The organism is Anabaena azotica SJ-1 (genome assembly GCF_047275885.1).
GTDB classification, from domain to species: Bacteria; Cyanobacteriota; Cyanobacteriia; order Cyanobacteriales; family Nostocaceae; genus Trichormus_B; species Trichormus_B azotica_A.
This window is the reverse complement of sequence record NZ_CP178454.1, coordinates 531,700-554,432: the sequence shown is the minus strand read 5'-3', so window position 1 is coordinate 554,432 and position 22,733 is coordinate 531,700. Positions and strand designations below refer to the sequence as shown.

Below are 22,733 nucleotides of genomic sequence, written 5' to 3'. Positions count from 1 at the left end.
CAGGAGAGTCAAGCCATGCCAGTGGCGGTTGGCGTAATTGAAACTTTAGGTTTTCCCTGTGTATTAGCAGCAGCAGATGCAATGGTCAAATCTGCCGCTGTCACAATCGTATATTATGGCATCGCAGAAAGCGGACGCTTACTAGTCGCTGTCCGAGGACAAGTTGCAGAAGTCAAAACAGCAGTTGCAGCTGGAATCGCTTCTGGAGAAGAAGTTTATGGTGGTCAAGTGATCACTCACTACATAGTTCCTAATCCTCCAGAAAATGTGGAAACCATTCTTCCCATCCACTTCACTTCAAAATCCGAACCTTTCCGCATTTTTTAAGTGACTTTACTGGCAACGTTAGGAAGGCAACTTCCCCAAATTAACTTGTAGCACATAATTTTATTCATAAAGGAGATTAATAGTGTCACTACAGGCAGTTGGATCATTAGAAACAAAGGGTTTTCCCGCAGTTCTCGCAGCGGCAGATGCCATGGTAAAAGCTGGACGAGTCACTCTGGTTGGTTATATCAGAGTAGGTAGCGCCCGCTTTACAGTCAATATTCGTGGTGACGTTTCTGAAGTCAAAGCCGCTATGGCTGCTGGTGTAGAAGCCGCAGAAAACGTTTATGGTGGCACCTTAGAATCTTGGGTGATTATTCCCCGTCCCCATGAAAACGTGGAAGCTGTTCTTCCTATCGCCTATACAGATGAGGTACAACAGTATCGAGACTCTGTAGAAAATCCCATCGTTAGATCCTCCAACAGTAGATAGATTAACAGGTGTAGGGGTGTGGGTGAAGAATTACCTTTTGCCCCTTCGGAGTATCGCTAACAAGTCGGGAAACCGAGCCAACGCACTTGCCTATTGCTTCCTGATGAGGAACTTACTGACCTTAGTATCACAAGTGTGGAGTTCATGAAAAATTCATACTTTTATTGCGGAAAACGCCCAAAAGAATTACTTAAACCCAGTGATCTGTGTCACATTACACATACAGCCTATTTATAGTAATATTCTAATACTGAATTCACAAGGATATTTACCCATTTACCAAGGTAAATTCTGAATATTTGTGGAGAAATTTATACTTCAACTCAAAAATCTCAGCCTTTAATTAACTTGAGTTATTAACTTCACTCGTAGAAATTACTTGTAACTGCAAGGGTATCAATACAACAGTCACTTAGATATCTTGAAAAACGTACCAACAGCTTTACTAAATTTTATTGTCTAACAAATACCAAGAAATGTAAAGAAATACCTCAAAAACCGCTAGAAAAACTTGAAACTTACATAGAGAATATACGTCTTTGCTAATAATTAATCATTTTTACCCCAGAAATGGGAAATTAAACTACCTTAATTGAGATATTCATGCATGATGTGAGTAGAGTAAGACGTATTAGAAAATCAGTACACAAATTTCCTGAACAAGTAGATTGAGAATTTATTAGATCAGGGAAAACTAGTAGTTAATAATTATCGGTTGGGATGGGGGTTGTGATGCAAACTTTAAAACAGAGTTTCGAGGAACGCAATCTCACTATGGAAAATGATGCGGCAAAACTGGCGCAATACTGGCAACAGCGACTCGCAGCGGAATGTCCAGAACAAAGTGAGGCGATTAGACAAAGTATCATGCTTTGGCTGTTGGGGGCAGACTTACAACGATTTGATCTACTCAACTCAAAAGAATTGGAAATTGCCAAGCAAGCAATGGAATATCGCTGGCGAATTTTACAGCAGCGATACTTAGGTATGGGACGAGAACGAGCTTATCGTAACCTACTCAGTCGATTGGGTAGTGTGATGACCCTGAGAAATAAAATTCAGACGTGGGTTGCTCTCAGTCGCGATCGCCAGCGCAGTGTCATGGACGTATTACAAGAAGTCCTCCAAGAACTGCTGCAAAGTGACTCATATATGCAGCAGCAAATGTCTACCATTGCGGAGATTGCCACAGATAGAAGATTGCAGGACATTTTACTATTCGCCAGCATAGAAGAATATTGTTTGCGTCCAGTCCGTAACCAACCCCTGTTAGTGTATCGCTTTGTCAATTATCTACGCCGCATTCAGCGTGGTGGATTAACCCAAGTTCCTACCAACGACTTAATCAGACTTGTTTCTGACGAAGTGCTGACAGAAGATACAGACAACCCACTCAACCTAGTAGATAGTCAAGCGATCGCTCAATATCAAGAAGCACAAACACTAGAAGAACAACAATCACTACGTCAAGCTGTATATGAAGAATTTGAGCAATACTTACTGCAAAACTTAGGTCAACAGGCAGTAGACTGGCTGCAATTATATCTCCAAGGCAAAACTCAAGAAGAAATTGCCAAAAAATTGAATAAGCCCATTAAAGAAGTATACCGACTCAGAGAAAAAATCAGCTACCATGCTGTGCGTGTTTTTGCTATTAAAGGCAAGCCAGAACTGGTTGATAACTGGCTCTCCATCTCCTTACCAGAACACAACTTGGGTCTAACACAACATCAATGGCAACAACTAGAGGAAAAATTAACTTCTCTGGGCAAGCAAATCCTCAATCTACTTAAAAAAGGTGACTCAATAGAAGTCATAGCCCAAAATTTACAACTCAAAACCCATCAAGTGTTAGGTGAATGGACAAAAATCTATCTTGCTGCCCAAACCTTAAGAACTCAACAATAACTGAACTTTGGATTGCAAGATTCAAAGCTAAAATTCTATCTGATGGATAGTAGTCCTTGGGCATTGGATTTTTACCCTCTGCTCCCCTACACTTTTACACCCGTAACCCAGTCTCCTTGCACCAGTAACTTATGCCATATTAAGATATTGTAAGTATTAACCGTAAACAAACTAAAATTGACACACTTAGTTTTCCGCTATTGAATTAATTCCTTGTGAATATTTCATGCAAACCGAGGTTTTTAGCGATCTTTTCCCTTTGTTGAGTACAGCCAATCCCCAAACTTTAGAATGGCTACTTAACATAGCCGTTGAACACGAGTACCCCTCTGGACGAGCAGTTTTAATGGAAGATGCTTGGGGTAACGCAGTTTATTTCTTGATTTCTGGTTGGGTGAAAGTCCGGCGTACCAATGGCGATAATTCTGTGACAATAGCAATTTTGGGTCGGGGCGATTTCTTTGGTGAAATGGCTGTTTTAGATGAATCTCCACGTTCAACTGATGTTGTTGCCCTTTCTCCAGTTCAATTGTTGACTGTATCCAGAGAACGTTTTATCCAAATTTTGTTTAAAGATCCACAGTTACATCACCGAATGCTGCAACTGATGGTGCGACGAGTCAGGCAAATAAATATGCGCTTACAAATGCGGTCTTCACCACCAGCGGTTAAACTCGCCCATACTTTAGTTAGCCTCAGTGATAACTATGGTCAGGAGTCAAATCAAGGCAAGGAAATTTATTATATCCCTTTTAAAGATTTGGCAGAAGTAACCGAAATCAGCTTAGATGAAACTACCAAAATTATGGAAAAACTTCATGAAAGAGGATGGATTAAATGTGATCCTACTAGCCAGTCTATTTATGTCGTTAACTTCAAACAACTTGAAAATTTGGCTAATAAATTCTAATCTGTACTGACTGTAGATATAGAATGGGTTAATAGCATATTGACTATTGACTATTATCTATAAAGTGTTGACCATTAACTAATAACTCTAGACTTGGCACACAAGATGATTGAACCAATAGCAATTAGTTTGAAAACTCAAGTTCAGGAAATTGAACCAGCAATTCATTACTGGGTAGCAATGCCCCAACCAGAAAATCATCTGTTTGAGGTGACTTTACATCTTGTAGGCTACCCATTACCAATTCTGGATTTGAAAATGCCAGTATGGACACCAGGGTCTTACTTGGTGCGAGAATACGCCAAGAATTTACAAAATTTTGCTGCCTTTGCTGGATCTCAACCTTTAAATTGGCGAAAAATTAGTAAAAATCACTGGCAAATTGAAAAGGGTGACGTTTCTGAAGTAGTTCTGCGTTACCGCGTTTTTGCCAATGAGTTGTCAGTACGCACAAATCATTTGGATGCTACCCACGGTTATTTTAACGGTGCGGCGCTATTTTTACGAATTCCTGGTTGGGAAGAACAACCAATTCACATCACCGTTGTCCCACCATACCCTGAATGGCAAATAACCACAGGTTTATCATCAATTTCTGAAGAAACTAATACTTTTTTAGCTGCGGATTTTGATACTCTTGTTGATACTCCTTTTGAGATTGGTAAGCATCAATTGTTTCATTTTGAGGTATTGGGAAAACCTCATGAGTTAGCAATCTGGGGACAGGGAAACTGTAAACCCCAAAAGATGTTAGAGGACTTTAAGAGAATTATTGAATACGAAGCACAAATGTTTGGTGAACTGCCATATCAAAGGTATGTGTTTCTCCTGCATTTATTCAACCAAGCTTATGGCGGATTAGAACATAAAAATTCCTGTTCATTACTTTATCATCGGTTTGGATTTCGTTCTCAAGATAAATATGAACGGTTTATTCAATTAGTAGCGCATGAATTTTTTCACTTGTGGAATGTGAAGCGAATTCGCCCCAAAGACTTCGAGGTTTTTAATTATGATCAAGAAAACTATACACAGTCTCTTTGGTTTTGTGAAGGAACTACAAGTTACTATGATTTGATCATTCCTTTCCGAGCAGGAATTTATGATATCAAATCCTATGTTCATCATTTAAATCAAGAAATTACCAAATATCAATTAACACCAGGAAGAAATGTACAACCTCTTGCTGAGTCAAGTTTTGATGCATGGATTAAACTTTACCGTCCAGATGCTAATAGTGGTAATTCCCAAATTTCCTACTATTTGAAGGGCGAAATGGTATCGCTATTGCTAGATTTGTTGATTCGTTCTCGTCATCATAATCGGCTTTCTCTTGATGATGTGATGCTGAAAATGTGGGAACAATTTGGTAAGGCAGAAATCGGTTATACTCCAGAACAATTACAAGAAGTAATTGAATCTGTTGCTGGAATTGATTTATCAGATTTATTTAAACGTTATATTCATGGATTAGATGATTTACCTTTTAATGATTATTTAGAACCTTTTGGGTTGCAATTGGTAGAAGAATGTGAACAAGAACCTTATTTGGGTGTGAAAATAAAAACTGAATATGGACGAGAAATAATTAAGTTTGTGGAAATGGGTTCTCCTGCAAACATTGTGGGAATTGATGCTGGTGATGAGTTATTAGCAATTGATGGAATTAAGTTAGGAACAAGCCAGTTGAATGATCGTTTACACGATTACCAACCTTACGATACTATCCAAATCACTGTTTTCCATCAAGATGAATTGCGTAACTATTCTGTGAGTTTAGGAAAACAACATCCAACTAAATATCAGTTACGTCCAGTAGAAAATCCTAATTCTACTCAGCAAGAAAATTTTTACGGTTGGTTAGGTGTAGCATTATCAGCTATGAAGTAAGGATGATGGGGAGATGGGGAGATGGGGAGAAAAATGAATTCGCTTCCTGCCTCCTACCTCCTACCTCCTGAAAACTTTTTACTTATTTATTTTGACTTTTTAAAACACCTGGTTCATGCTGTATGGGTAGAACATCTAAAATATCGGTTTGGGAACAATATTTTAAATCTTCTAAACATTGCAGGCGTAATAACCGCTGACCATGACTAGCTTGGTGGAATAATCCCAATAAGTCATTTTGCCACTGAGAATAAAGTGCGATCGCACTCGTAACTTCATCATTACCAGCTAATTCTTCTAAGGGAGAATTGGTTTGTTGCCAAATACTGTGAGCGATCGCACCAGCACAAACGGTATCTTCTAAAGAAAAACTCCCTTCCCAGCCAGAACCTACAATCCAGACAGTTTCTGGTTGTTTTTCTAGAAGAAACTCCACTACCGCAGCCCGATTAATTAACGCTGCTGCCAGAACAATGGGGGCATCTTGTATCCGTTGTAAGGCACGAGTACCATTAGTGGTACTAATAAATAAGCGCCTCCCCTCCACCAGTTCTGCGGTGCAATCTAGGGGAGAATTCCCTAATTCAAAGCCAGCTACCTTCCCACCACCTCTTTCTCCAGCCCGTAATCGTTTTTCTGGCGGCCATTTTTCGCTTACTTCCATTAGTAAATCTAAATTACTGAAGACTTGCACCGCCTCGCCTCCAGCCGCTAAAACTGTCGCCATTGTGCTAGTGGCTCGCAAAACATCGACGGCGATCGCGCATTCTGGCGCTTCATCAGTTGGGGTTAATTCTGGAGTATGATATACAAATATCTTCACGGGCTAGATATACCTGCTCTATACTACTGCGGTTATATTCTACCTACTTCATGTCACCAACTAACAGTACAAAACTCTATCTCTTAATTAATACATAAATACTAAAAGATTATAGAAAGCTTACTGAGCAAGGTTTTAAGCTTTCTAACTAGGTATGATTATTTCTAATCGAAAAGATAGAAAAGACCGGAGATGCTTAAACTACATCCAAACTACGTTTAGCAAATAGAGCTACAGCTTTTGTATTGATTGAGATCAATGTTTATTTCTGTGATGAGGAGGAATTTTCTTATAACGTAGCGTGGCGCAAGCCATATTAGGATTTCCAAGATTTTAAGGATGAACAAGATTAAGATAGGTATTTTTAACCAATTACTCGTTTGTAATGTTTCAGTTGACGTTCAACTTGTAATCTAAAAATATAAAGAACATCCCCACTAAAATTATCAACATGGCTCCATTACCCGATTATCGCCCTAAACAATTATCCGTCGGTCCTCTAGAAGCGGAAATCCTCAGCATTGTCTGGGAACTGAGTTCAGCAACAGTTAAAGATGTACACGATCGCATTCTGGCTGATCCTAACCGTGAATTAGCTTATACATCCGTTACCACCGTTCTTCGTCGTCTCACTGAAAAAGGCTGGTTAGCTTGCGACAAACAGGGAAAAGCATTCTATTGGCGGCCATTGCTAACCAAGCAACAAGCAGAAATGATTAAGGCACATGAACAGTTACAGCGATTTTTAGCTGTGGGTAATCCTGATGTTGTTGCCGCCTTTGCTGATAGTTTAGATCAAGCTGCTAGTGACCAAATAGAAGCGATCGCTAAACGCATTCAAGCCGCACGGGAAGCCAGGGGAGAAAAATAAAATTATGCATCTTCTAATGATTCTCACTGCTGTAACCGTAGCCTACAGCCTAAGATACTTCGCTAATATACCCCAGGGTAATTGGAATTTGCGTTGGGAGCGATCGCTATTTTTCTTCCTCTTTCCCCCTCTACTCATCTTCATGACAGCAACAGCAGTAGTCTGCATGGGTACACAAGGGAAAATGGGAGGAATGTATACCGACTCCTCCAGCTATCTACTAGCATTAATCTTCCTATTATTTTTCAACATCTTAGGCATCAAACTTGCCTTCCAGGGCTGGAAATCCATCAAATCCGCCCGTCAATGTCCACAAATAAATCTAGCAGGTAAACAAGTCAGACTCCTACAAACAGGAGCTTTATTTGCCGGTCAAATGGGTTTTTGGCAACCAGAACTAGTAGTTAGTCAAGGATTACTAGCAACTCTCTCACCAGCCCATCTAGAAAGCGTCTTGGCACACGAGCAAGGGCATTTTCAGTATAGGGATACATTCTGGTTCTTTTGGCTAGGTTGGATGCGTTCCTGCACCGCTTGGTTGCCCAATACAGAACCCTTATGGCAAGAATTGTTAATGCTGCGAGAATTAAGGGCTGACAGTTATGCAGCATCCCAAGTAGATCCGTTAGTCTTAGCCGAATCTTTGTTATTAGTCGTAAGTAGCCAAACCCCAACCTCAGAAGTGTGCTGTGCAGCTTTGGGTTCATCTGGAGTCGAACGGTTAGAACAAAGAATAGATGCTTTATTAACACCAAAAGAAACAACACCAGAAACTCAATTACAATCCTGGCATATCTTTCTATTTGCTTTCCTACCCTTATTAACAGTAGTTTTTCACACTTGAAATATTTCTCCTCCACGGAATAGCTAAGAGATTCGGTAGTTTCATGAACCTACTCATCCTCATTCCCTGGAGGTCTTTCACTTAGGCTTTGCTGCGCGTGCCACTCCAAAACAATACGCTCTAACATCTCTGCCTGTGTGCAGTTATTAACAGCCGCATAAAGTTTTATCAACTGTCTCACTTCAGGACTAACATGGTGCATCACTAGTTGGTCGTCTTTTTTCATGTTTATCTGACTCCCATCACGTCAGAATTGTAAATAATTCGTTATACTTGTTAACATAACTTCGTAAAAATCAAATTCATGCGCTACACCCCTCAATAAGGGAAAGCCCTCAAACTCAATGGGTGTATGACTGCTTAAAACTTAGATAGCCAGTATTGACCCTTTATTTTTGCCCCAATTGGGCATAGGAGCCAGCGATGAATCAGCCCATAAAATTATCTTTAGAACAGGAATTTAGCCTCAGAATTTTTGCTGACCAAGTACACCAGATGTCTCGTGAACAAGCTCAGGTATTTCTACTCAAGCTATACGAACAGATGATGATTCAGGAAACAAGTTATCAGCAACTACTCAAGCATGAGTGGAAACTAGATTCAGGCAGCATATCTGGTTAAAACAGGAAAGCAAAAAGGCTTCTAATTCGCATACATGAATAGGATATAACTCTGATGATGCAGTTATTTTTCCTAAATAATGCAAACTAGATGTGAAAAAACAGATTTGAATTTTCACATCTTTTTGACTCTATAAATTGGGGAAAGGGTGGGAGTAACCCTCCCCAAAATCAAGCATTAATTACTTCTTGGTACTATTTCTTTACAGGTGCTTCAGTAGCTGACTTACCAACCAGCTTTTCTGTATTTTCATCACTTTCAAGAATACCGAACTCAATCAACAATTCTTCTAGTTCTTCCATCTCAATAGGTGTAGGAATAGTTAGATTTTTGTTGTTGATGATCTTTTTAGCCAATGTCCGATATTCATTACCCTGATCACTATCAGGTGCATACTCGTTAACAGTCATCCGACGCAATTCTGCGTGTTGAACAATATTGTCACGAGGTACATAGTGAATCATTTGAGTGTTCAAACGTTTTGCCAAGGTTTCGATTAATTCGATTTCTCGGTCAACGTTACGGCTGTTACAAATCAAGCCACCTAAACGCACACCACCACTATGAGCATATTTTAAAACACCACGAGCGATGTTGTTAGCAGCGTACATCGCCATCATTTCACCTGATGTAACAATGTAGATTTCTTGGGCTTTTCCCTCCCGAATGGGCATGGCAAAACCACCACATACAACGTCACCTAATACGTCATAAGATACGAAATCTAAATCTTGGTAAGCACCGTTTTCTTCCAAGAAGTTAATAGCGGTGATAATACCACGACCTGCACAACCTACACCGGGTTCTGGACCACCAGATTCAACGCATTTAACACCACGGAAACCGGTTAACATGACTTCGTGGAGTTCTAAATCTTCCACAGCACCTCTTTCAGCAGCCAAGGAAAGAACGGTGGTTTGAGCCTTAGAGTGAAGCATCAAACGAGTAGAGTCAGCTTTAGGGTCGCAACCTACAATCATGATGCGTTGACCCATTTCTGCCATAGCAGCAAGGGTATTTTGAGAAGTAGTAGATTTACCAATACCACCTTTACCGTAGAAAGCAATTTGTCTAATATTTCCGTCAGTAGCCATGATGAGTTTATTCCTACAATTATTGTGTTGATGAGTCTGAAATTTGGTTTGAGATTTTGTGCGATTAGGAAACAGAATTTGTATAGCGACTTAAGGCATACTCAAGGCATTACCAAATGCACATTCAGATTTTTTAGAAAAACAAGATATGGATACTGAAAATTTATTGAGAAGAAATCCACATCTCCTAAATCAAGAAATATTTAACAGCTTAAATTTGACATTATCGCTTATTGTCACGGCATCCTCAGAGGATGTTTAATCTTGGAGAGTGGTTACAATAGGGATTCACCTTTGTGCAGATTTTCCCCCTGAACCACCCAATCAACCAACATTGCATTTCACTCTCAATGATTGCTACAATTTATGCGATTTTGCTGGTTTTATGGCTGTCAAACACTTCTTATTTCCAGTCCAATAAACTATTTTTCCAATCTCTGGAAAGTTGCTATCTGGATGTTGCTTTTAGATATTTTTTCAGAATCAATAAATCTCACCATGAACGATGATCATGGTTAAAAATACTTTTTCTTACTTATGCTCAGTCGCTAACAGTTCTGATGACTCTATATGTACCAGACAGCCTCAAAGAGTCTTTCTTCCCAAACTCCAAGGTTAATATCATCTGATAGATAATGTTATCTAGTTAGCCAATTATTATTGGCACATACTCAAAGGAATTCTGATTGACTTCAAGTGGTTACGAGGGTAACTCTTCTCATTCATCTGGTTTTATCTAGACCTAAAGAAAAGATAAATATTTTGAAGTGGATTTACCAGAATAAAGAACTTGATTGAGTTTACCTCAATTTCTACTTGAAGTATTGTGAAATTTCTTGTTTTTGATTCCTATCCTCACAATAACATAGAAATCAAGATTTTATAAGCCTCAAAATAAATTATTTTTCTGCGTTATAAAATATTATTCTTATTACCTTTAATGGTTATGACTTAGCGGTCATTATCTACAATTTAGGCAAACATTTTATCAATTAGGGTTTGTGAAATCAGCTACTTTTACAATTAAGTTGATGACCGAAAATAAGGTGTGGGATTTAGGGAAAGATGTTTGTTCAATATCCTAATAGCTACAAGTTCTTCATTTTTTTGATGGAGAAGAAAACAATGTAGTTCGAGACGTACAGCACCAGAAATATAATGTCCTGATTTGAAAACCCTGATTTTAATTATGGATTCGCCATATCCTACACCCTAACTTTAAACTCTGTACTTTAACTAATTGAAATTACATCACAGTCATTAGACTCAGTGAAGGTTTAATCACTAATTTTGACTCATTTCAGTATGCCTAAAAGCAAAAGCATGAAGTTTGAAATTTTTACTTTCTTCCTTCATGCCTTATACTTTATTTTTTTAACTCCCCAGGCCGGATTCGAACCAGCGACCAATCGATTAACAGTCGATCGCTCTACCACTGAGCTACTGAGGAACGCTCACAACGATTACTATAATAAACCGAAAACCAGAAGATGTCAACTACTTTGGGAAAAATTTTTTTATTTAGTTTTTGATTTTCTTTGCTGGCTGCTGAAATATATAATTGTATTTACTTTTTTGCAGCGCAAAGCGACTCTACAAGAGCAATCCAGCCTTTTCTTGATGTTGTGATCTATAATCCCATCCGCAGTTGTGCTAACTTCTGCCTAGACTTAGGATCTATGGCATTAGCTAAAAATCTGCTTTTGGATTGTTTGTGTGGTTGATATCTGTGACGCATCCGACAAACCGTAGAATCTACTTCACCGCATAGTTGCTGCGCTGATAACCATTCAGCACCATACCCCTGAACCATCAACTGCTGCGCTCGGTCTGATGTGGCAACAATTACACGGGAAATTAAACATTGTGCTATTTGGTGACGCAAACCCGCACAAGCCTTTTCGATGTAGGTATCTGCGGTTTGTCCAAAATCTGTGTAATGAACGGTGAGAAAGTCTGTGATAGTTTCTCTGTTGCTGGCGGTGTTTTGATATTGGGCATCAAAAACTATTTGAGTTTCATACCCTTGGAAGGCGCTATAATTGGTTATAGCTTCCACTAGTTCCCCACGTGCTGCCTCTAGTCCGGCATCATCACGAGTTTTTTTCAAGCAAGGCCAAGCACCTATAATGTTGTAGCCATCCACTAATAAAAGGGATGGGATGATTGAACGGGGCATGGTTTTTAATCACAATTATCTAAAGTTAACAAAAATCATTCATAAGACTTATAGTAATTGAAGCATCGCTTGTAACACTATGCTACAGAGAATAAAAAAATCTTTTTTTGGCAAAAATAAACCTTAAGGCAGAAGCCAGAGATGGACAAAAGTACCAAAAATCAGGTTTCTAGGAATTTCCAAGAATTGAATAATTAATTTTTCCAAGTTGTCAAAACTCCATATTAAAGAACCAGATACCTATGCAAGAAGCAGTGTTTTGGTATCTGGTCATTGATTTTTAATGATGAAGTTTAGGAGATAAAGATGTTTGTACTACTGGATGATTGATTTGTGGAAGTTTCTTTAGGATTATTCGCTATGTAATTCCATCAACCGCTGTTTAAGACGCTCCGCTTCACCATAGTCAACTAAAGAACCTTTTTCTAATAAAAAAGCACCATCACAGTAATTTAGCTCATCTAAGCGATGTGTTACCCACAAAGCTGTGATACCCCGACTTTTAACCAGACGACGAACACCAGCCACCAAGTCTAGTTGACTATCGGGATCTAATAAAGCAGTGGGTTCATCCAATAATAAGACTTCACAGTGACGTGCGATCGCACCAGCAATTGCCACACGTTGTTTTTGTCCACCAGAAAGCGCATAAATAGGTCGTCTTTGCAAAGACAATAAATTTACTGCCCCTAAAGCTTCCTCAACCCTAGCTTTTACCATCGCCGGGGGCAATTTTTCTGCCACCAATCCAAAAGCCACATCAGCACCAACAGTAGGCATAACTAATTGATGATCAGGATTTTGGAAGACAAAACCCACAGGAGGTGAAATGCCAATTTCGCCAGATTGGGGAGCCAATAGCCCTGCTATCAGTCTCAGAAGAGTTGATTTACCACTGCCGTTCGTACCCAAAAGCATCCAAAATTCGCCTTTAGGGACTTTGAGAGAGCAAGATTTGATTGCTTGCTCCCCATTCGGCCATAAGAAGTTTAAATCATTAACTTCGATGCCTACTGCCGACATTTGTACACCTTGGTTACTCAGCGGCTAAGGCGAAAAATCCGGGTGGTCTAGCGCCACCAACGGCTGCACCATCTTTCTGGACAATTTGTACTCCCGAAATTTCACTAGCACGGACAGCAATTTTTTTCTCTGTTTTGCCTTCGCACTTGAGTTCCACAATATCAGGATTGCCAGAACGCATTGCTGCCAGAATCAGCTGATAAACAGCTTCAGCATCTTCAGTGGACTTACGTTGTACAGATATCGGGAAAGCAGTATTTTTGATGCTTAAGTCGATGGTAAACATTTAGAATTAATCACATTTCACTGACTGTAGGACTAATTCTAGCGTTACCTGGTTGATTCGGTGTTGATTGTGAAAGGGCGACAAGAATTATGAGATTTCGTTTTATATCGTTGTTTTGTTGCTGTGGAGGGATCACAGATGTCTGACCGATGAAATTCTTTCCATTGTCCCTGGAAAAATTAGAGATTTGCACCTATTATGATTAAAGAGCGTAAAAAATTGTAAACTGGATTAACAACCCGGTTAAATTTCTGCTTATAGGCGGTTATGTCATAGCCATCTATACAGATAAAACCTGTACTTATAAACTTTTGGAGATTCTTTCTAATGACCATCGCAGTTGGACGCGCCCCGTCAAGAGGGTGGTTTGACGTACTAGACGACTGGTTGAAGCGCGATCGCTTCGTATTCGTAGGTTGGTCAGGAATATTACTATTCCCCTGCGCCTTCCTAGCACTAGGCGGCTGGCTAACCGGTACAACCTTCGTCACCTCCTGGTACACCCACGGATTAGCATCCTCCTACCTAGAAGGAGCAAACTTCCTAACAGTAGCAGTATCCACACCAGCAGACAGCATGGGACATTCCCTGTTGTTGCTATGGGGACCAGAAGCACAAGGTAACTTAACTCGTTGGTTTCAACTAGGTGGCTTATGGCCATTTGTGGCATTACACGGAGCATTCGGACTAATCGGCTTCATGTTGCGCCAATTTGAAATTGCCAGACTAGTAGGGATTCGTCCTTACAACGCTCTAGCCTTCTCAGGACCAATCGCCGTATTCGTCAGCGTCTTCTTGATGTATCCTTTGGGACAATCTAGCTGGTTCTTTGCACCCAGCTTTGGAGTAGCGGCAATCTTCCGTTTCCTATTGTTCCTACAAGGTTTCCACAACTGGACACTCAACCCCTTCCACATGATGGGTGTAGCGGGTATTTTAGGTGGAGCATTGCTATCTGCAATACATGGTGCAACCGTAGAAAACACCCTGTTTGAAGATGGCGAAGGCTCAAACACCTTCCCCGGATTTAATCCCACCCAAGCGGAAGAAACCTACTCCATGGTGACAGCAAACCGATTCTGGTCACAGATTTTCGGGATTGCCTTCTCCAACAAACGCTGGTTACACTTCTTCATGTTGTTCGTCCCAGTCACAGGCTTGTGGATGAGCGCAGTAGGAATTGTGGGTTTAGCATTAAACCTACGGGCTTATGACTTCGTTTCCCAAGAATTACGGGCAGCAGAAGACCCAGAGTTTGAAACTTTCTATACCAAAAACATTTTGCTAAACGAGGGTATCCGCGCTTGGATGGCTCCTCAAGATCAACCCCACGAACAATTTGTATTCCCTGAAGAAGTATTACCACGTGGTAACGCTCTTTAATTCCATGATGAATTAATCAAATCCTTTAGTATTCATCGTTTTAAACCTCCCCCGGCTACTGGCCTGGGGTTTTTTGTTTTGGATATTGCCAAACTAATTTTATGTGTTATAGTAATTTCAGGTTACAAACCCAGAGTTTTTCACTCTGCCTTTTTGAAACTAAGACCGATTAGGCAATAAGGAGGTGATGCCCATGATAGAAAGTAGTATAACCATGGGTCATCAGGTTGCAGTTAGCCGGCTGTGTGCCGGGGCTGTTCTCTAAAAGTTAGCCTTAGTGATCCTGAGATACTAAGTTAGCTCAACTAGCTAGGCTAAAAGTCGGAGTTCCTTCCGGCAGTCTGGTTGCAACCTGAAGACCCGCTAGACCGCCCTAAATTAGATCGTCTGATCTAACTTAGGGCGGATAGTTGTTTATGGGCGCTTTTTGATTTCTATATTATATGGAATTTGTCGCCAGCTACAGGCTTCCAAGCTTGAACTTTAACAAAATAAATTACAGTTTTAGCAGATTATATAAACTTCAATTAACGATTAAACAGTTTAATTTTTGCTTGTATGTAAATTTTATCCATATCTATATCTGCCGTAAGGAATACATTGGATGTAATCAGCATCTTAGCGGTTATTATATCAGTTGAAAAGCTAAAAATTTTAATCTTTGGCTTTAGCGGTTAGCATTTAGCTTTTAAAACTCTTGTCTGACAAGGATTCCAGAATTCAAGGTAGTTCTAAATTACCCAAACATTTCTCATCTTGATTATTAAACAAATATATTATATAATATCAAACTATGGTGTAAAAGCTTTTACATAAGTTAATTGCATGATTTTTTAACGATTTGTTAATCAGTTATTAGCTTTGTAAAAACTAAAATTGTAGTAGTGGCAATAATGCCCAGTCCACAGGTTTTAGCAAGAAGTCGCATTTTTGAGAGTAGGTAAAGCTAAAACAGTTATCTATATATGGTGTGAGGAGTAAAGGAAAAATGTCTAATCTCTTGTGGAAATCCCTGGTGGTTAGCCCCGCAGTTTTGGGAGCAACGTTGTTAGTTTCAGGAACAGCGATCGCAGCCCCAAATACCACCACTGAAGTATCAACCTTAGAAACACAAGTGGCAACAGAAGTTGTCCAACAACCTGAAGTATTAGCTCAAGTACCTGCAAATTCTGGGGTTTTAGCCCAAGTTCAACGCTACAGCAACGAAGGTCAGAATTTACAATCTCAAGTAACATCCGTTTCTCAGTTTTCTGATGTTCAACCCACAGACTGGGCTTTTCAAGCGTTACAGTCCTTGGTTGAGCGTTATGGTTGTATTGCTGGTTATCCCAACGGTACATATCGCGGCAACCGGGCGTTAACCCGTTATGAATTTGCGGCTGGATTAAATGCTTGTTTAGATCGTGTTAATGAATTGATCGCTACAGCAACTGCTGATTTGGTGACAAAACAAGATTTAGCTACTTTACAGCGTTTACAAGAAGAATTTTCTGCTGAATTAGCAACCCTGCGCGGTCGTGTAGATGCTTTAGAAGCACGCACAGCTGAGTTAGAAGCTAACCAGTTCTCTACTACCACCAAGTTGCAAGGTGAAGCGATTTTTGCTGTCACAGATGCTTTTAATGGTGATATTGCGGGTAAGACCGTTTTTCAAGACCGAGTGCGTCTGAACCTGCAAAGCAGCTTTACTGGTAGAGATATGTTAAATACCCGTCTAAGTGCGGGTAATGCCACAGGTTTTGGTGCTGGTGGAGAAAGCAAACAAACCTTTGAAGTTGGTGGTGATACTGCTAACGGTGTTGAAATTGACAAATTGACTTATGAAGCTCCTGTCGGACCTGCACAGGTTTACATTGCAGCTACAGGTGGTCAACACAGCCATTATGCAGCCGTTAACAATCCTTACTTCTTCGACAAAACTGATGGTGGTAACGGTGCTTTAAGTACCTTTAGTTCTGAAAATCCCATCTACCGGATTGGTGGTGGATCTGGTATTGCTATCAATGTACCCTTTGGGAAACCAGGTGGTATCCTCAAACCAAGTTCATTAACTCTGGGTTACTTGGCTTCTGAGGCTGAGAGTCCTGCATTTGGTAATGGCTTGTTCGATGGTAACTATGCGGCTTTAGGTCAGTTAAACTTCAATGTTGGTAATCGCATTGCTTTAGCTGCTACCTATGTACATGGTTACTTTGGTTCCGGTAGTACCTTGTTTGACTCAGGACTTGATAATGGTGCTGTTGTCGGTACTTCACAAGCGAACAATCTCAGCTTGGCTAATGCTTCTTCTACCAACTCCTACGGTATTTCCGCAGCTTTCAGACCTAGCGATAAACTATCTATCAGTGGTTTTGTTTCCTACCATGATGTCATAGGCTTCGGTGCAGGTGATGATTATGAAGCATGGAGTTATGGAGTTGGGTTAGCATTACCTGACTTTGGTAAGAGAGGTAACGTATTAGGTATTTTTGGTGGCGCTCAACCCTATTCCTTTAACAATGGTGGTACTGGTCGGGATATTCCCTACCAAGTTGAAGGTTTCTACAAGTATCGCGTTTCCGATAACATTTCTGTCACCCCTGGTGTGATTTGGTTGCCTTCTACTGGACAGAATAATAACAGTGAAGATACCTTTATCGGTACTCTCAGAACAACCTTCAGTTTCTAGACTGAGAACGTTGACAGTTTGTTAACAAAATTGCAACCTATTTTTACCCGCCTCCGGCGGGTTTTTTATTTTGGGTAGAAAAAAAGTACAAACCCCAGTGGAAAACCGGAGTATACTGGAAAGGGTATGAATTATAAATTAATCCTTTATTCTTAAATAGCAGCTTGTGGAACTATCCTGTAAATCTCAATACGCAATTCTGGCATTATTAGAGATGGCAACTCATTACGAAAGCGGTGAACCGATGCAAATTCGACAAATAGCCGCACAACAAGATATACCTGATCGCTATTTAGAACAGCTATTAGCTACTTTGAGGCGTGGGGGTATAGTTAAGAGTCAGCGTGGTTCTAAAGGTGGTTATCTGTTAGCGCGAGAACCTTGGAAAATTAGTGTTTTTGAGATTTTAGAATGTTTAGAAGGGTTGGATATCAAACCGAGTGAAGATGATACCAATTCCAAAAGTGTAGACAGTGCGATTGTAGACGAAATTTGGCAAGAAGCTCGTCAAGCGGCAAATGCGGTCTTGCAAAAACATTCACTTCAGGATCTTTGTGAAAAGCGAGATTCTCGAAGGCAGTTAGATATCATGTATTACATTTAAAGGAATCAAAGGTATTATGCGGATTGCTCGGAATATTACAGAACTGGTTGGCCGCACTCCTCTGGTACAGTTGAACCGTATTCCCCAGGAGGAAGGCTGTGTAGCAGAAATTGTGGTGAAACTAGAAAGTATGAACCCATCTGCATCGGTAAAAGACCGAATTGGTGTGAGTATGATTAATGATGCCGAACAGGCAGGTTTAATTACTCCTGGTAAAACTGTGCTGGTGGAGCCGACATCGGGCAATACGGGGATTGCTTTGGCAATGACAGCCGCAGCTAAGGGGTATCAATTAATTCTGACGATGCCGGAAACCATGAGTGCAGAACGTAGAGCTATGTTGCGGGCTTATGGTGCTGAATTGGAACTGACACCGGGAATTGAAGGCATGAGTGGGGCGATTCGCAGGGCGCAGGAAATAGTGGAAACCACACCTTATGCGTATATGTTGCAACAGTTCCGCAATCCAGCAAATGCCAAAATCCATCGGGAAACTACAGCAGAGGAAATTTGGGAAGATACTGATGGCAAGGTAGATATGATTGTGGCGGGTGTGGGTACAGGTGGTACTATTACTGGTGTGGCAGAGGTGATTAAAGCTAAGAAGCCTAGTTTTAGAGCGATCGCAGTAGAACCTGCTAATAGTCCTATATTATCTGGAGGAAAACCAGGCCCCCACAGAATTCAGGGAATTGGGGCGGGTTTTATTCCCCAGGTGTTGAAGGTAGAATTAATTGATGAAGTGATTACTGTCAGTGATGAAGAAGCGATCGCTTACAGTCGCAGATTAGCCAGAGAAGAAGGGCTATTATCTGGTATTTCCAGTGGTGCGGCTTTGTGTGCTGCTATTCGTGTCGGTCAACGTCCAGAAAATCAGGGACGCTTAATTATCGTGATTCAACCCAGTTTTGGTGAAAGATATTTAAGCACACCATTGTTCCAAGACTTGGACGCAAAGTTAGTAACTGGGATCAGCTAGTACCGCAGGGCGGAAGTCAAAAGTCAAAAGTCAAAAGTCAAAAATAATATAGAGTCAGCTTTTTGGCGATTGAGAATGGCCATTTTATTTACGCCGTGTTGTATTAGTTCAGTACAGATTGAGAAATCAGCAGGGGTTTAGCATTACTAAACCCATGTAAAAGTTACAAGCAAAAATTAATTGGTGTTTAACTTTTAATTTTCAGTTATACTTTCTCCAACTGCAAGCTCTTGTAAGTTAGATTAAATCAGTAAACATTCAACAGTGAAATGTAGTTGGAAATGCGGTTTCTGACTTCTACTTATTAACTGATAGCTGATAACTGATCATGTCTGATTCTAACCATTACGAAACCCTAAAAATTGGTCATCATGCCAGCCAAGCGGAGATTAAACAAGCCTATCGACGCTTGGTAAAAATATTTCATCCTGACAGCAATCAAGAAACCGCAGATCATCAGGAAATCATTCGTATTAATGCTGCTTATGAAGTTTTGGGTGACACACAAAGTCGCCTCAACTATGACGAAAAACTACGTAATCATCAGCCAAAATTTAATAGTTATCGCCAACAGAGAACAGCATCAGATCAAAAAAATTACCAAGCCAAACGGAAAACTGGAAAAGATGCTGATGAGAAAGTTGAAGAATGGTTACGCTTAGTTTATAAACCAGTCAATCGTGTTCTCTGTGTTATTCTTAATTCCCTAGATGAACAGATTGAGGAACTAGCAGCCGATCCTTTTGATGATGAATTAATAGACGAATTTCAAAAATATTTAAAAGTGTGTCGAGAAGATTTGAAACAGGCACAAAATATCTTTCGTTCTTTACCAAATCCCCCTAGTTTAGCCAGGGCTGCGGCTCATCTTTACTATAGCCTCAGTCAAGTTGGAGATGGATTAGAAGAATTGGCTTATTTTCCTTTAAATTATGATGACCGTTATTTACATACAGGTCAAGAAATGTTCCGCATTGCTATGAGCTTACATTGTGAGGCACAGGAATCGGTTAATCAGTAATGAGGGATGATGGGGAAGTAACATCATATTCCCCTTACTCTTCCCTCGTAGAAACTTACTTTGATTTAGCTTCCAAATTTTCCAAGCGGCTTTTTAGTTCTTGATTTTGTTGTTTGAGTTGATTGACTTCTTCACGTAACTGACGCAAAGTTTTTTCTGGGCCAATGTTTTTCTGGACTTTAGAAATCTCTTCTTCAGCATAACGACGTACTCGTCCATCTGTCGTTTGACTGGCTAAAGATTGCAAAATTCCAATTGCTTTGGGGGTTTCCATTTGTCCCAATGCTGTGACTACTGCAACTTGGGTTAAAAAGAATGTTTCTTTAGCTATTTCTGCTAATCGGTCTAAAATTCTTTCTATATTAGTAGGAGTTTGACCAACAGAAATTTTTCCTAAAGCACGAATAGTAGACAGTCGTAGCGGTTGGGACACGCCGATTTTAGTATATTCCAATAGCAAATTTAAAGCGGTTTCTGAAGTTTTAAATTCAGCTAAACCAGAAATCGCCCCACTACGTACTACTTCATTCCAACCTGCTCTTTCTTCTAACACTGATTTGAGCAGCTTGATCACCTTTTCTTCATGGGGCTTTTCTTCTAAATGAGCCGCTGCGATCGCACCAATAGTTCGACAAGCTGCCGCTTCTACATTATAGCTGGCATCTCCATTCTGCACTACAGCTTTGACAGCCTTATAACTAGGGTGAGTTTTGATTTCCGATAAGGAACTCACTACTGCTTTGCGAACAAAGGGGCTAGGGTCATGCAGGCCAATTACTAAACCATCAAAGGCTTGATCTAACTGAATTTCTGATAATTTTTGGGCTACTTCTACACGCACACCCCAGAAAGGATCATTTTTCAGTGCTGTTGATAGAACTTTGGTAACTTCTAAGCCACCTTTTTTCGCTAAAGCTTCGGCTGCATAAATACGAGAAATAGGATTAGGGTCAAATTCTAACTGCGCTTTTAACTCTGGTATGGGGTATTCCAAGGTTACAGTTTTCAGATAATTATTACCGACATCAAAGCTGATAAAATCGGGTTTTTCCGCTAATGGGAAATAGAAACTTTGTTCTTTTTCATTGACCCGCACTGTGAAAGTTATCAGGTTTGATGGTTGTTGGCTGTAACCAAAGCCGATAGGGATTTTTAAATCAAATAAATCCTTGTTATCACCGTTAACTTGGGTTTGGGTAACAGTTACCTTGGTTAATTTAGAATCCCCATCCCAAGAATAAGCAACTTTGAAATCAGGATGACCACCACGATAGACATACTGATCAAATAGGAAGGTGAGATTACGTCCTGTGGCTTTTTCAATTGCCCGCAATAAATCTACTGTTTCTACAGTTTGGTGGGCATGATCTTGAACAAATGTGTGAATAGCTGTCCAAAATAATTCATCGCCTAATTCTGTACGAATCATGTGATAAACACAAGATCCTTTTTCATAAATGTGGCGGTCATAAAGTTCTATTGCTTCGCGGTAAACGTGAGTTACCATTGGCCGACGATAACGACTACTATCTTCATTCAAGTAACTGCGAGCTTCTAATAACCGATAATAGGCGGCATCATCTTGGCCATATTCATGTTCAGTCCACATTACTTCTGAATAGGAAGCCATTCCTTCCTTAATCCAAGCATGAGACCAATGTTTAATGACGATTAAATCACCAAACCATTGATGTGCTAATTCATGGACAACTAAACTTTCAGTGTTGAGGTTATCTAATGATGCTCTTTCATCTAACAAACATCGATCTGTTAATAAGGTAGTGGAAGTGTTTTCCATGCCCCCAAAGATGAAGTCATCTACACAAACTTGGGCATATTTGGGGAATGGATAGGGATAACCGTACTTTTCGCTCAGAAATTCAATCATACGGGGAGTTTTGCCCATGCTGCGTTTAGCATCTGCTTCTCTTCCCTTGTCTACGTAGTACGTAACAGGCTTACCTTGCCACGCATCCCGAATTTCTGCAAAATCACCTACTGCTAGGGTCATTAAGTAGGTGGGATGAACCTGCTGTTGTGACCAATGGTAAATTTGCTGATTGTCATCTTCAAAAGTATCAATTAGTTCACCGTTGGAAATAGCAATTAGGGGTTTGGGAACACGGACACGAATTTCTGATGTAGATAACTGTCCTGGGTAGTCAAAACAGGGGAACCAGAAGCGGGAATCTTCGTCTTCCCCTTGTGTCCAGACTTGGGTGGGCTTGTGGGGGTAGTGTTTGTCTGGTTGAATAAAGTAAATGCCGCGTTGGGGTTTTTCTACAGAGTAGGCGATCGCAATTAACAAACGCTGACCAATTTGTGTAGGCTCAGAAAGAAGAATTGAAAGTTTCTCCCCATCATATTCAAACTTCTGTTCTGCTTCGTCTACCTGCACAGATTGGATATTCAAATTTACAGCATCCAAGGTCAAACGCTCAATATTATTACGGATTGGCAATAACCGAATGCTACAATTACCATAGTAACTTTGGTTGGCGATATCCAAGGTGAGGTCAAGAAAAATATGCTCTACCTGTCCTGGTCTATCAGGGTTGTAGTGAGGTTTAGCCCCTGGTAACTCAAAAGATTTATGTCCGTTATTCTCTGTATCAAAATAAAGATGCGACATTGATTATTACTGACCTTGTAATCCTGAAATTTTCACAAAAATAGCTATAGCTTCGCTCTCTTCGAGATGCTAGGCAAACGCCACCGGTTCAGCAGATGCATATCCCCAATCAAAATAGTTATTTGATCAGGATTTTTCAAGGATGGAATGATTTAACTCAATCTTCTCATTTTGCTCCCAAGTTTCCATGTCTTGATGTAATCTGATATTTTGCGCTTTTGCATGATTAACACAAGA

The 22,733-nt window shown here is 40.2% G+C and carries 20 protein-coding genes and 1 tRNA gene; 13 read left to right on the top strand and 8 right to left on the bottom strand.

Translation table 11 applies throughout. The annotated features are described in order from the left end of the window. The first annotated feature begins 15 nt into the window (after nucleotides 1-15). The 5 genes from ACLLO5_RS02360 to ACLLO5_RS02340 all read left to right on the top strand — a co-directional run bounded on the left by ACLLO5_RS02360 (nucleotide 16) and on the right by ACLLO5_RS02340 (nucleotide 5,468). Nucleotides 16-327 carry a carbon dioxide-concentrating mechanism protein CcmK gene (locus tag ACLLO5_RS02360; RefSeq protein ID WP_200320166.1) on the top strand — a complete coding sequence of 104 codons (312 nt, stop codon included), beginning with the start codon at nucleotides 16-18 and terminating at the stop codon, nucleotides 325-327. 82 nt (nucleotides 328-409) lie between these two features. Next, nucleotides 410-760: a carbon dioxide-concentrating mechanism protein CcmK gene (locus ACLLO5_RS02355; RefSeq protein WP_413173885.1), complete on the top strand. Its 351-nt coding sequence runs from the start codon at nucleotides 410-412 to the stop codon at nucleotides 758-760. 720 nt (nucleotides 761-1,480) lie between these two features. Further along, a complete protein-coding gene (locus ACLLO5_RS02350; protein ID WP_413173884.1) occupies nucleotides 1,481-2,668 on the top strand; it encodes a HetZ-related protein 2 in 1,188 nt (395 codons plus the stop codon). A 226-nt stretch (nucleotides 2,669-2,894) separates the two neighbouring features. Beyond that, nucleotides 2,895-3,578: a Crp/Fnr family transcriptional regulator gene (locus ACLLO5_RS02345; protein WP_413173883.1), complete on the top strand. Its 684-nt coding sequence runs from the start codon at nucleotides 2,895-2,897 to the stop codon at nucleotides 3,576-3,578. 105 nt (nucleotides 3,579-3,683) lie between these two features. Then, complete coding sequence (locus tag ACLLO5_RS02340; RefSeq protein ID WP_413173882.1) at nucleotides 3,684-5,468, top strand: M61 family metallopeptidase; 1,785 nt, start codon at nucleotides 3,684-3,686, stop codon at nucleotides 5,466-5,468. An 82-nt stretch (nucleotides 5,469-5,550) separates the two neighbouring features. Here ACLLO5_RS02340 and ACLLO5_RS02335 read toward each other — a convergent pair whose 3' ends face one another. Beyond that, entirely contained in the window at nucleotides 5,551-6,291 is a 741-nt protein-coding gene (locus tag ACLLO5_RS02335; RefSeq protein ID WP_413173881.1) for a 2-phosphosulfolactate phosphatase family protein, read from the bottom strand. 451 nt (nucleotides 6,292-6,742) lie between these two features. Here ACLLO5_RS02335 and ACLLO5_RS02330 point away from each other — a divergent pair, with 451 nt between their 5' ends. Next, nucleotides 6,743-7,162 carry a BlaI/MecI/CopY family transcriptional regulator gene (locus ACLLO5_RS02330; protein WP_413173880.1) on the top strand — a complete coding sequence of 140 codons (420 nt, stop codon included), beginning with the start codon at nucleotides 6,743-6,745 and terminating at the stop codon, nucleotides 7,160-7,162. Between the two features lie 4 nt (nucleotides 7,163-7,166). Beyond that, nucleotides 7,167-8,006 (top strand): M56 family metallopeptidase, encoded by an 840-nt coding sequence (locus ACLLO5_RS02325; RefSeq protein ID WP_413173879.1) that lies wholly within the window; start codon nucleotides 7,167-7,169, stop codon nucleotides 8,004-8,006. 49 nt (nucleotides 8,007-8,055) lie between these two features. Here the strand turns inward: ACLLO5_RS02325 and ACLLO5_RS02320 are convergent, their stop codons facing one another. Beyond that, nucleotides 8,056-8,232 (bottom strand): hypothetical protein, encoded by a 177-nt coding sequence (locus ACLLO5_RS02320; protein ID WP_413173878.1) that lies wholly within the window; start codon nucleotides 8,230-8,232, stop codon nucleotides 8,056-8,058. A 197-nt stretch (nucleotides 8,233-8,429) separates the two neighbouring features. Between ACLLO5_RS02320 and ACLLO5_RS02315 the strand changes: the two genes are divergently transcribed. After that, nucleotides 8,430-8,627, top strand: coding sequence for an NblA/ycf18 family protein (locus tag ACLLO5_RS02315; RefSeq protein ID WP_413173877.1), 198 nt, complete (start codon nucleotides 8,430-8,432; stop codon nucleotides 8,625-8,627). Between the two features lie 194 nt (nucleotides 8,628-8,821). Here ACLLO5_RS02315 and nifH read toward each other — a convergent pair whose 3' ends face one another. The 5 genes from nifH to ACLLO5_RS02290 form a co-directional block, all read right to left on the bottom strand. Beyond that, a complete protein-coding gene (nifH, locus tag ACLLO5_RS02310; RefSeq protein ID WP_413173876.1) occupies nucleotides 8,822-9,721 on the bottom strand; it encodes a nitrogenase iron protein in 900 nt (299 codons plus the stop codon). Nucleotides 9,722-11,099: 1,378 nt separating this feature from the next. Beyond that, nucleotides 11,100-11,171: transfer RNA gene (locus ACLLO5_RS02305), tRNA-Asn, on the bottom strand. Between the two features lie 180 nt (nucleotides 11,172-11,351). Continuing rightward, on the bottom strand, nucleotides 11,352-11,900 hold the full coding sequence (locus ACLLO5_RS02300) for an NYN domain-containing protein (protein ID WP_413173875.1): 549 nt from the start codon (nucleotides 11,898-11,900) through the stop codon (nucleotides 11,352-11,354). 351 nt (nucleotides 11,901-12,251) lie between these two features. Then, the gene (locus tag ACLLO5_RS02295) at nucleotides 12,252-12,923 is read right to left on the bottom strand and encodes an ABC transporter ATP-binding protein (RefSeq protein ID WP_413173874.1); all 672 of its coding nucleotides are present in this window, start codon (nucleotides 12,921-12,923) and stop codon (nucleotides 12,252-12,254) included. A 13-nt stretch (nucleotides 12,924-12,936) separates the two neighbouring features. Then, the gene (locus ACLLO5_RS02290; protein ID WP_347608773.1) at nucleotides 12,937-13,209 is read right to left on the bottom strand and encodes a hypothetical protein; all 273 of its coding nucleotides are present in this window, start codon (nucleotides 13,207-13,209) and stop codon (nucleotides 12,937-12,939) included. Between the two features lie 327 nt (nucleotides 13,210-13,536). On the opposite strand from ACLLO5_RS02290, the gene psbD reads away from it, so the two are divergent. The 5 genes from psbD (at nucleotide 13,537) to ACLLO5_RS02265 (ending at nucleotide 19,864) form a co-directional block, all read left to right on the top strand. Further along, nucleotides 13,537-14,592: a photosystem II D2 protein (photosystem q(a) protein) gene (gene psbD, locus ACLLO5_RS02285; RefSeq protein WP_413171554.1), complete on the top strand. Its 1,056-nt coding sequence runs from the start codon at nucleotides 13,537-13,539 to the stop codon at nucleotides 14,590-14,592. 988 nt (nucleotides 14,593-15,580) lie between these two features. Beyond that, nucleotides 15,581-17,260: an iron uptake porin gene (locus ACLLO5_RS02280; protein WP_413173873.1), complete on the top strand. Its 1,680-nt coding sequence runs from the start codon at nucleotides 15,581-15,583 to the stop codon at nucleotides 17,258-17,260. A 166-nt stretch (nucleotides 17,261-17,426) separates the two neighbouring features. Further along, nucleotides 17,427-17,864 (top strand): RrF2 family transcriptional regulator, encoded by a 438-nt coding sequence (locus tag ACLLO5_RS02275; protein WP_413173872.1) that lies wholly within the window; start codon nucleotides 17,427-17,429, stop codon nucleotides 17,862-17,864. Between the two features lie 16 nt (nucleotides 17,865-17,880). Further along, nucleotides 17,881-18,843 (top strand): cysteine synthase A, encoded by a 963-nt coding sequence (gene cysK / locus ACLLO5_RS02270; RefSeq protein WP_413173871.1) that lies wholly within the window; start codon nucleotides 17,881-17,883, stop codon nucleotides 18,841-18,843. A gap of 328 nt (nucleotides 18,844-19,171) precedes the next feature. Continuing rightward, nucleotides 19,172-19,864 (top strand): J domain-containing protein, encoded by a 693-nt coding sequence (locus ACLLO5_RS02265; RefSeq protein ID WP_413173870.1) that lies wholly within the window; start codon nucleotides 19,172-19,174, stop codon nucleotides 19,862-19,864. Between the two features lie 55 nt (nucleotides 19,865-19,919). Here ACLLO5_RS02265 and ACLLO5_RS02260 read toward each other — a convergent pair whose 3' ends face one another. Beyond that, nucleotides 19,920-22,496, bottom strand: a complete 2,577-nt coding sequence (locus ACLLO5_RS02260) for a M1 family aminopeptidase (protein ID WP_413173869.1) — start codon at nucleotides 22,494-22,496, stop codon at nucleotides 19,920-19,922. Nucleotides 22,497-22,733: the final 237 nt, after the last annotated feature.

Coding starts and splice junctions, on each gene's coding strand:
- ACLLO5_RS02360 (WP_200320166.1), top strand. CDS start 16: ATGCCAGTGGCGGTTGGCGTAATTGAAACTTTAGGTTTTCCCTGTGTA.
- ACLLO5_RS02350 (WP_413173884.1), top strand. CDS start 1,481: ATGGGGGTTGTGATGCAAACTTTAAAACAGAGTTTCGAGGAACGCAAT.
- ACLLO5_RS02345 (WP_413173883.1), top strand. CDS start 2,895: ATGCAAACCGAGGTTTTTAGCGATCTTTTCCCTTTGTTGAGTACAGCC.
- ACLLO5_RS02340 (WP_413173882.1), top strand. CDS start 3,684: ATGATTGAACCAATAGCAATTAGTTTGAAAACTCAAGTTCAGGAAATT.
- ACLLO5_RS02330 (WP_413173880.1), top strand. CDS start 6,743: ATGGCTCCATTACCCGATTATCGCCCTAAACAATTATCCGTCGGTCCT.
- ACLLO5_RS02325 (WP_413173879.1), top strand. CDS start 7,167: ATGCATCTTCTAATGATTCTCACTGCTGTAACCGTAGCCTACAGCCTA.
- ACLLO5_RS02320 (WP_413173878.1), bottom strand. CDS start 8,232: ATGAAAAAAGACGACCAACTAGTGATGCACCATGTTAGTCCTGAAGTG.
- ACLLO5_RS02315 (WP_413173877.1), top strand. CDS start 8,430: ATGAATCAGCCCATAAAATTATCTTTAGAACAGGAATTTAGCCTCAGA.
- nifH (WP_413173876.1), bottom strand. CDS start 9,721: ATGGCTACTGACGGAAATATTAGACAAATTGCTTTCTACGGTAAAGGT.
- ACLLO5_RS02300 (WP_413173875.1), bottom strand. CDS start 11,900: ATGCCCCGTTCAATCATCCCATCCCTTTTATTAGTGGATGGCTACAAC.
- ACLLO5_RS02295 (WP_413173874.1), bottom strand. CDS start 12,923: ATGTCGGCAGTAGGCATCGAAGTTAATGATTTAAACTTCTTATGGCCG.
- ACLLO5_RS02290 (WP_347608773.1), bottom strand. CDS start 13,209: ATGTTTACCATCGACTTAAGCATCAAAAATACTGCTTTCCCGATATCT.
- psbD (WP_413171554.1), top strand. CDS start 13,537: ATGACCATCGCAGTTGGACGCGCCCCGTCAAGAGGGTGGTTTGACGTA.
- ACLLO5_RS02280 (WP_413173873.1), top strand. CDS start 15,581: ATGTCTAATCTCTTGTGGAAATCCCTGGTGGTTAGCCCCGCAGTTTTG.
- cysK (WP_413173871.1), top strand. CDS start 17,881: ATGCGGATTGCTCGGAATATTACAGAACTGGTTGGCCGCACTCCTCTG.
- ACLLO5_RS02265 (WP_413173870.1), top strand. CDS start 19,172: ATGTCTGATTCTAACCATTACGAAACCCTAAAAATTGGTCATCATGCC.
- ACLLO5_RS02260 (WP_413173869.1), bottom strand. CDS start 22,496: ATGTCGCATCTTTATTTTGATACAGAGAATAACGGACATAAATCTTTT.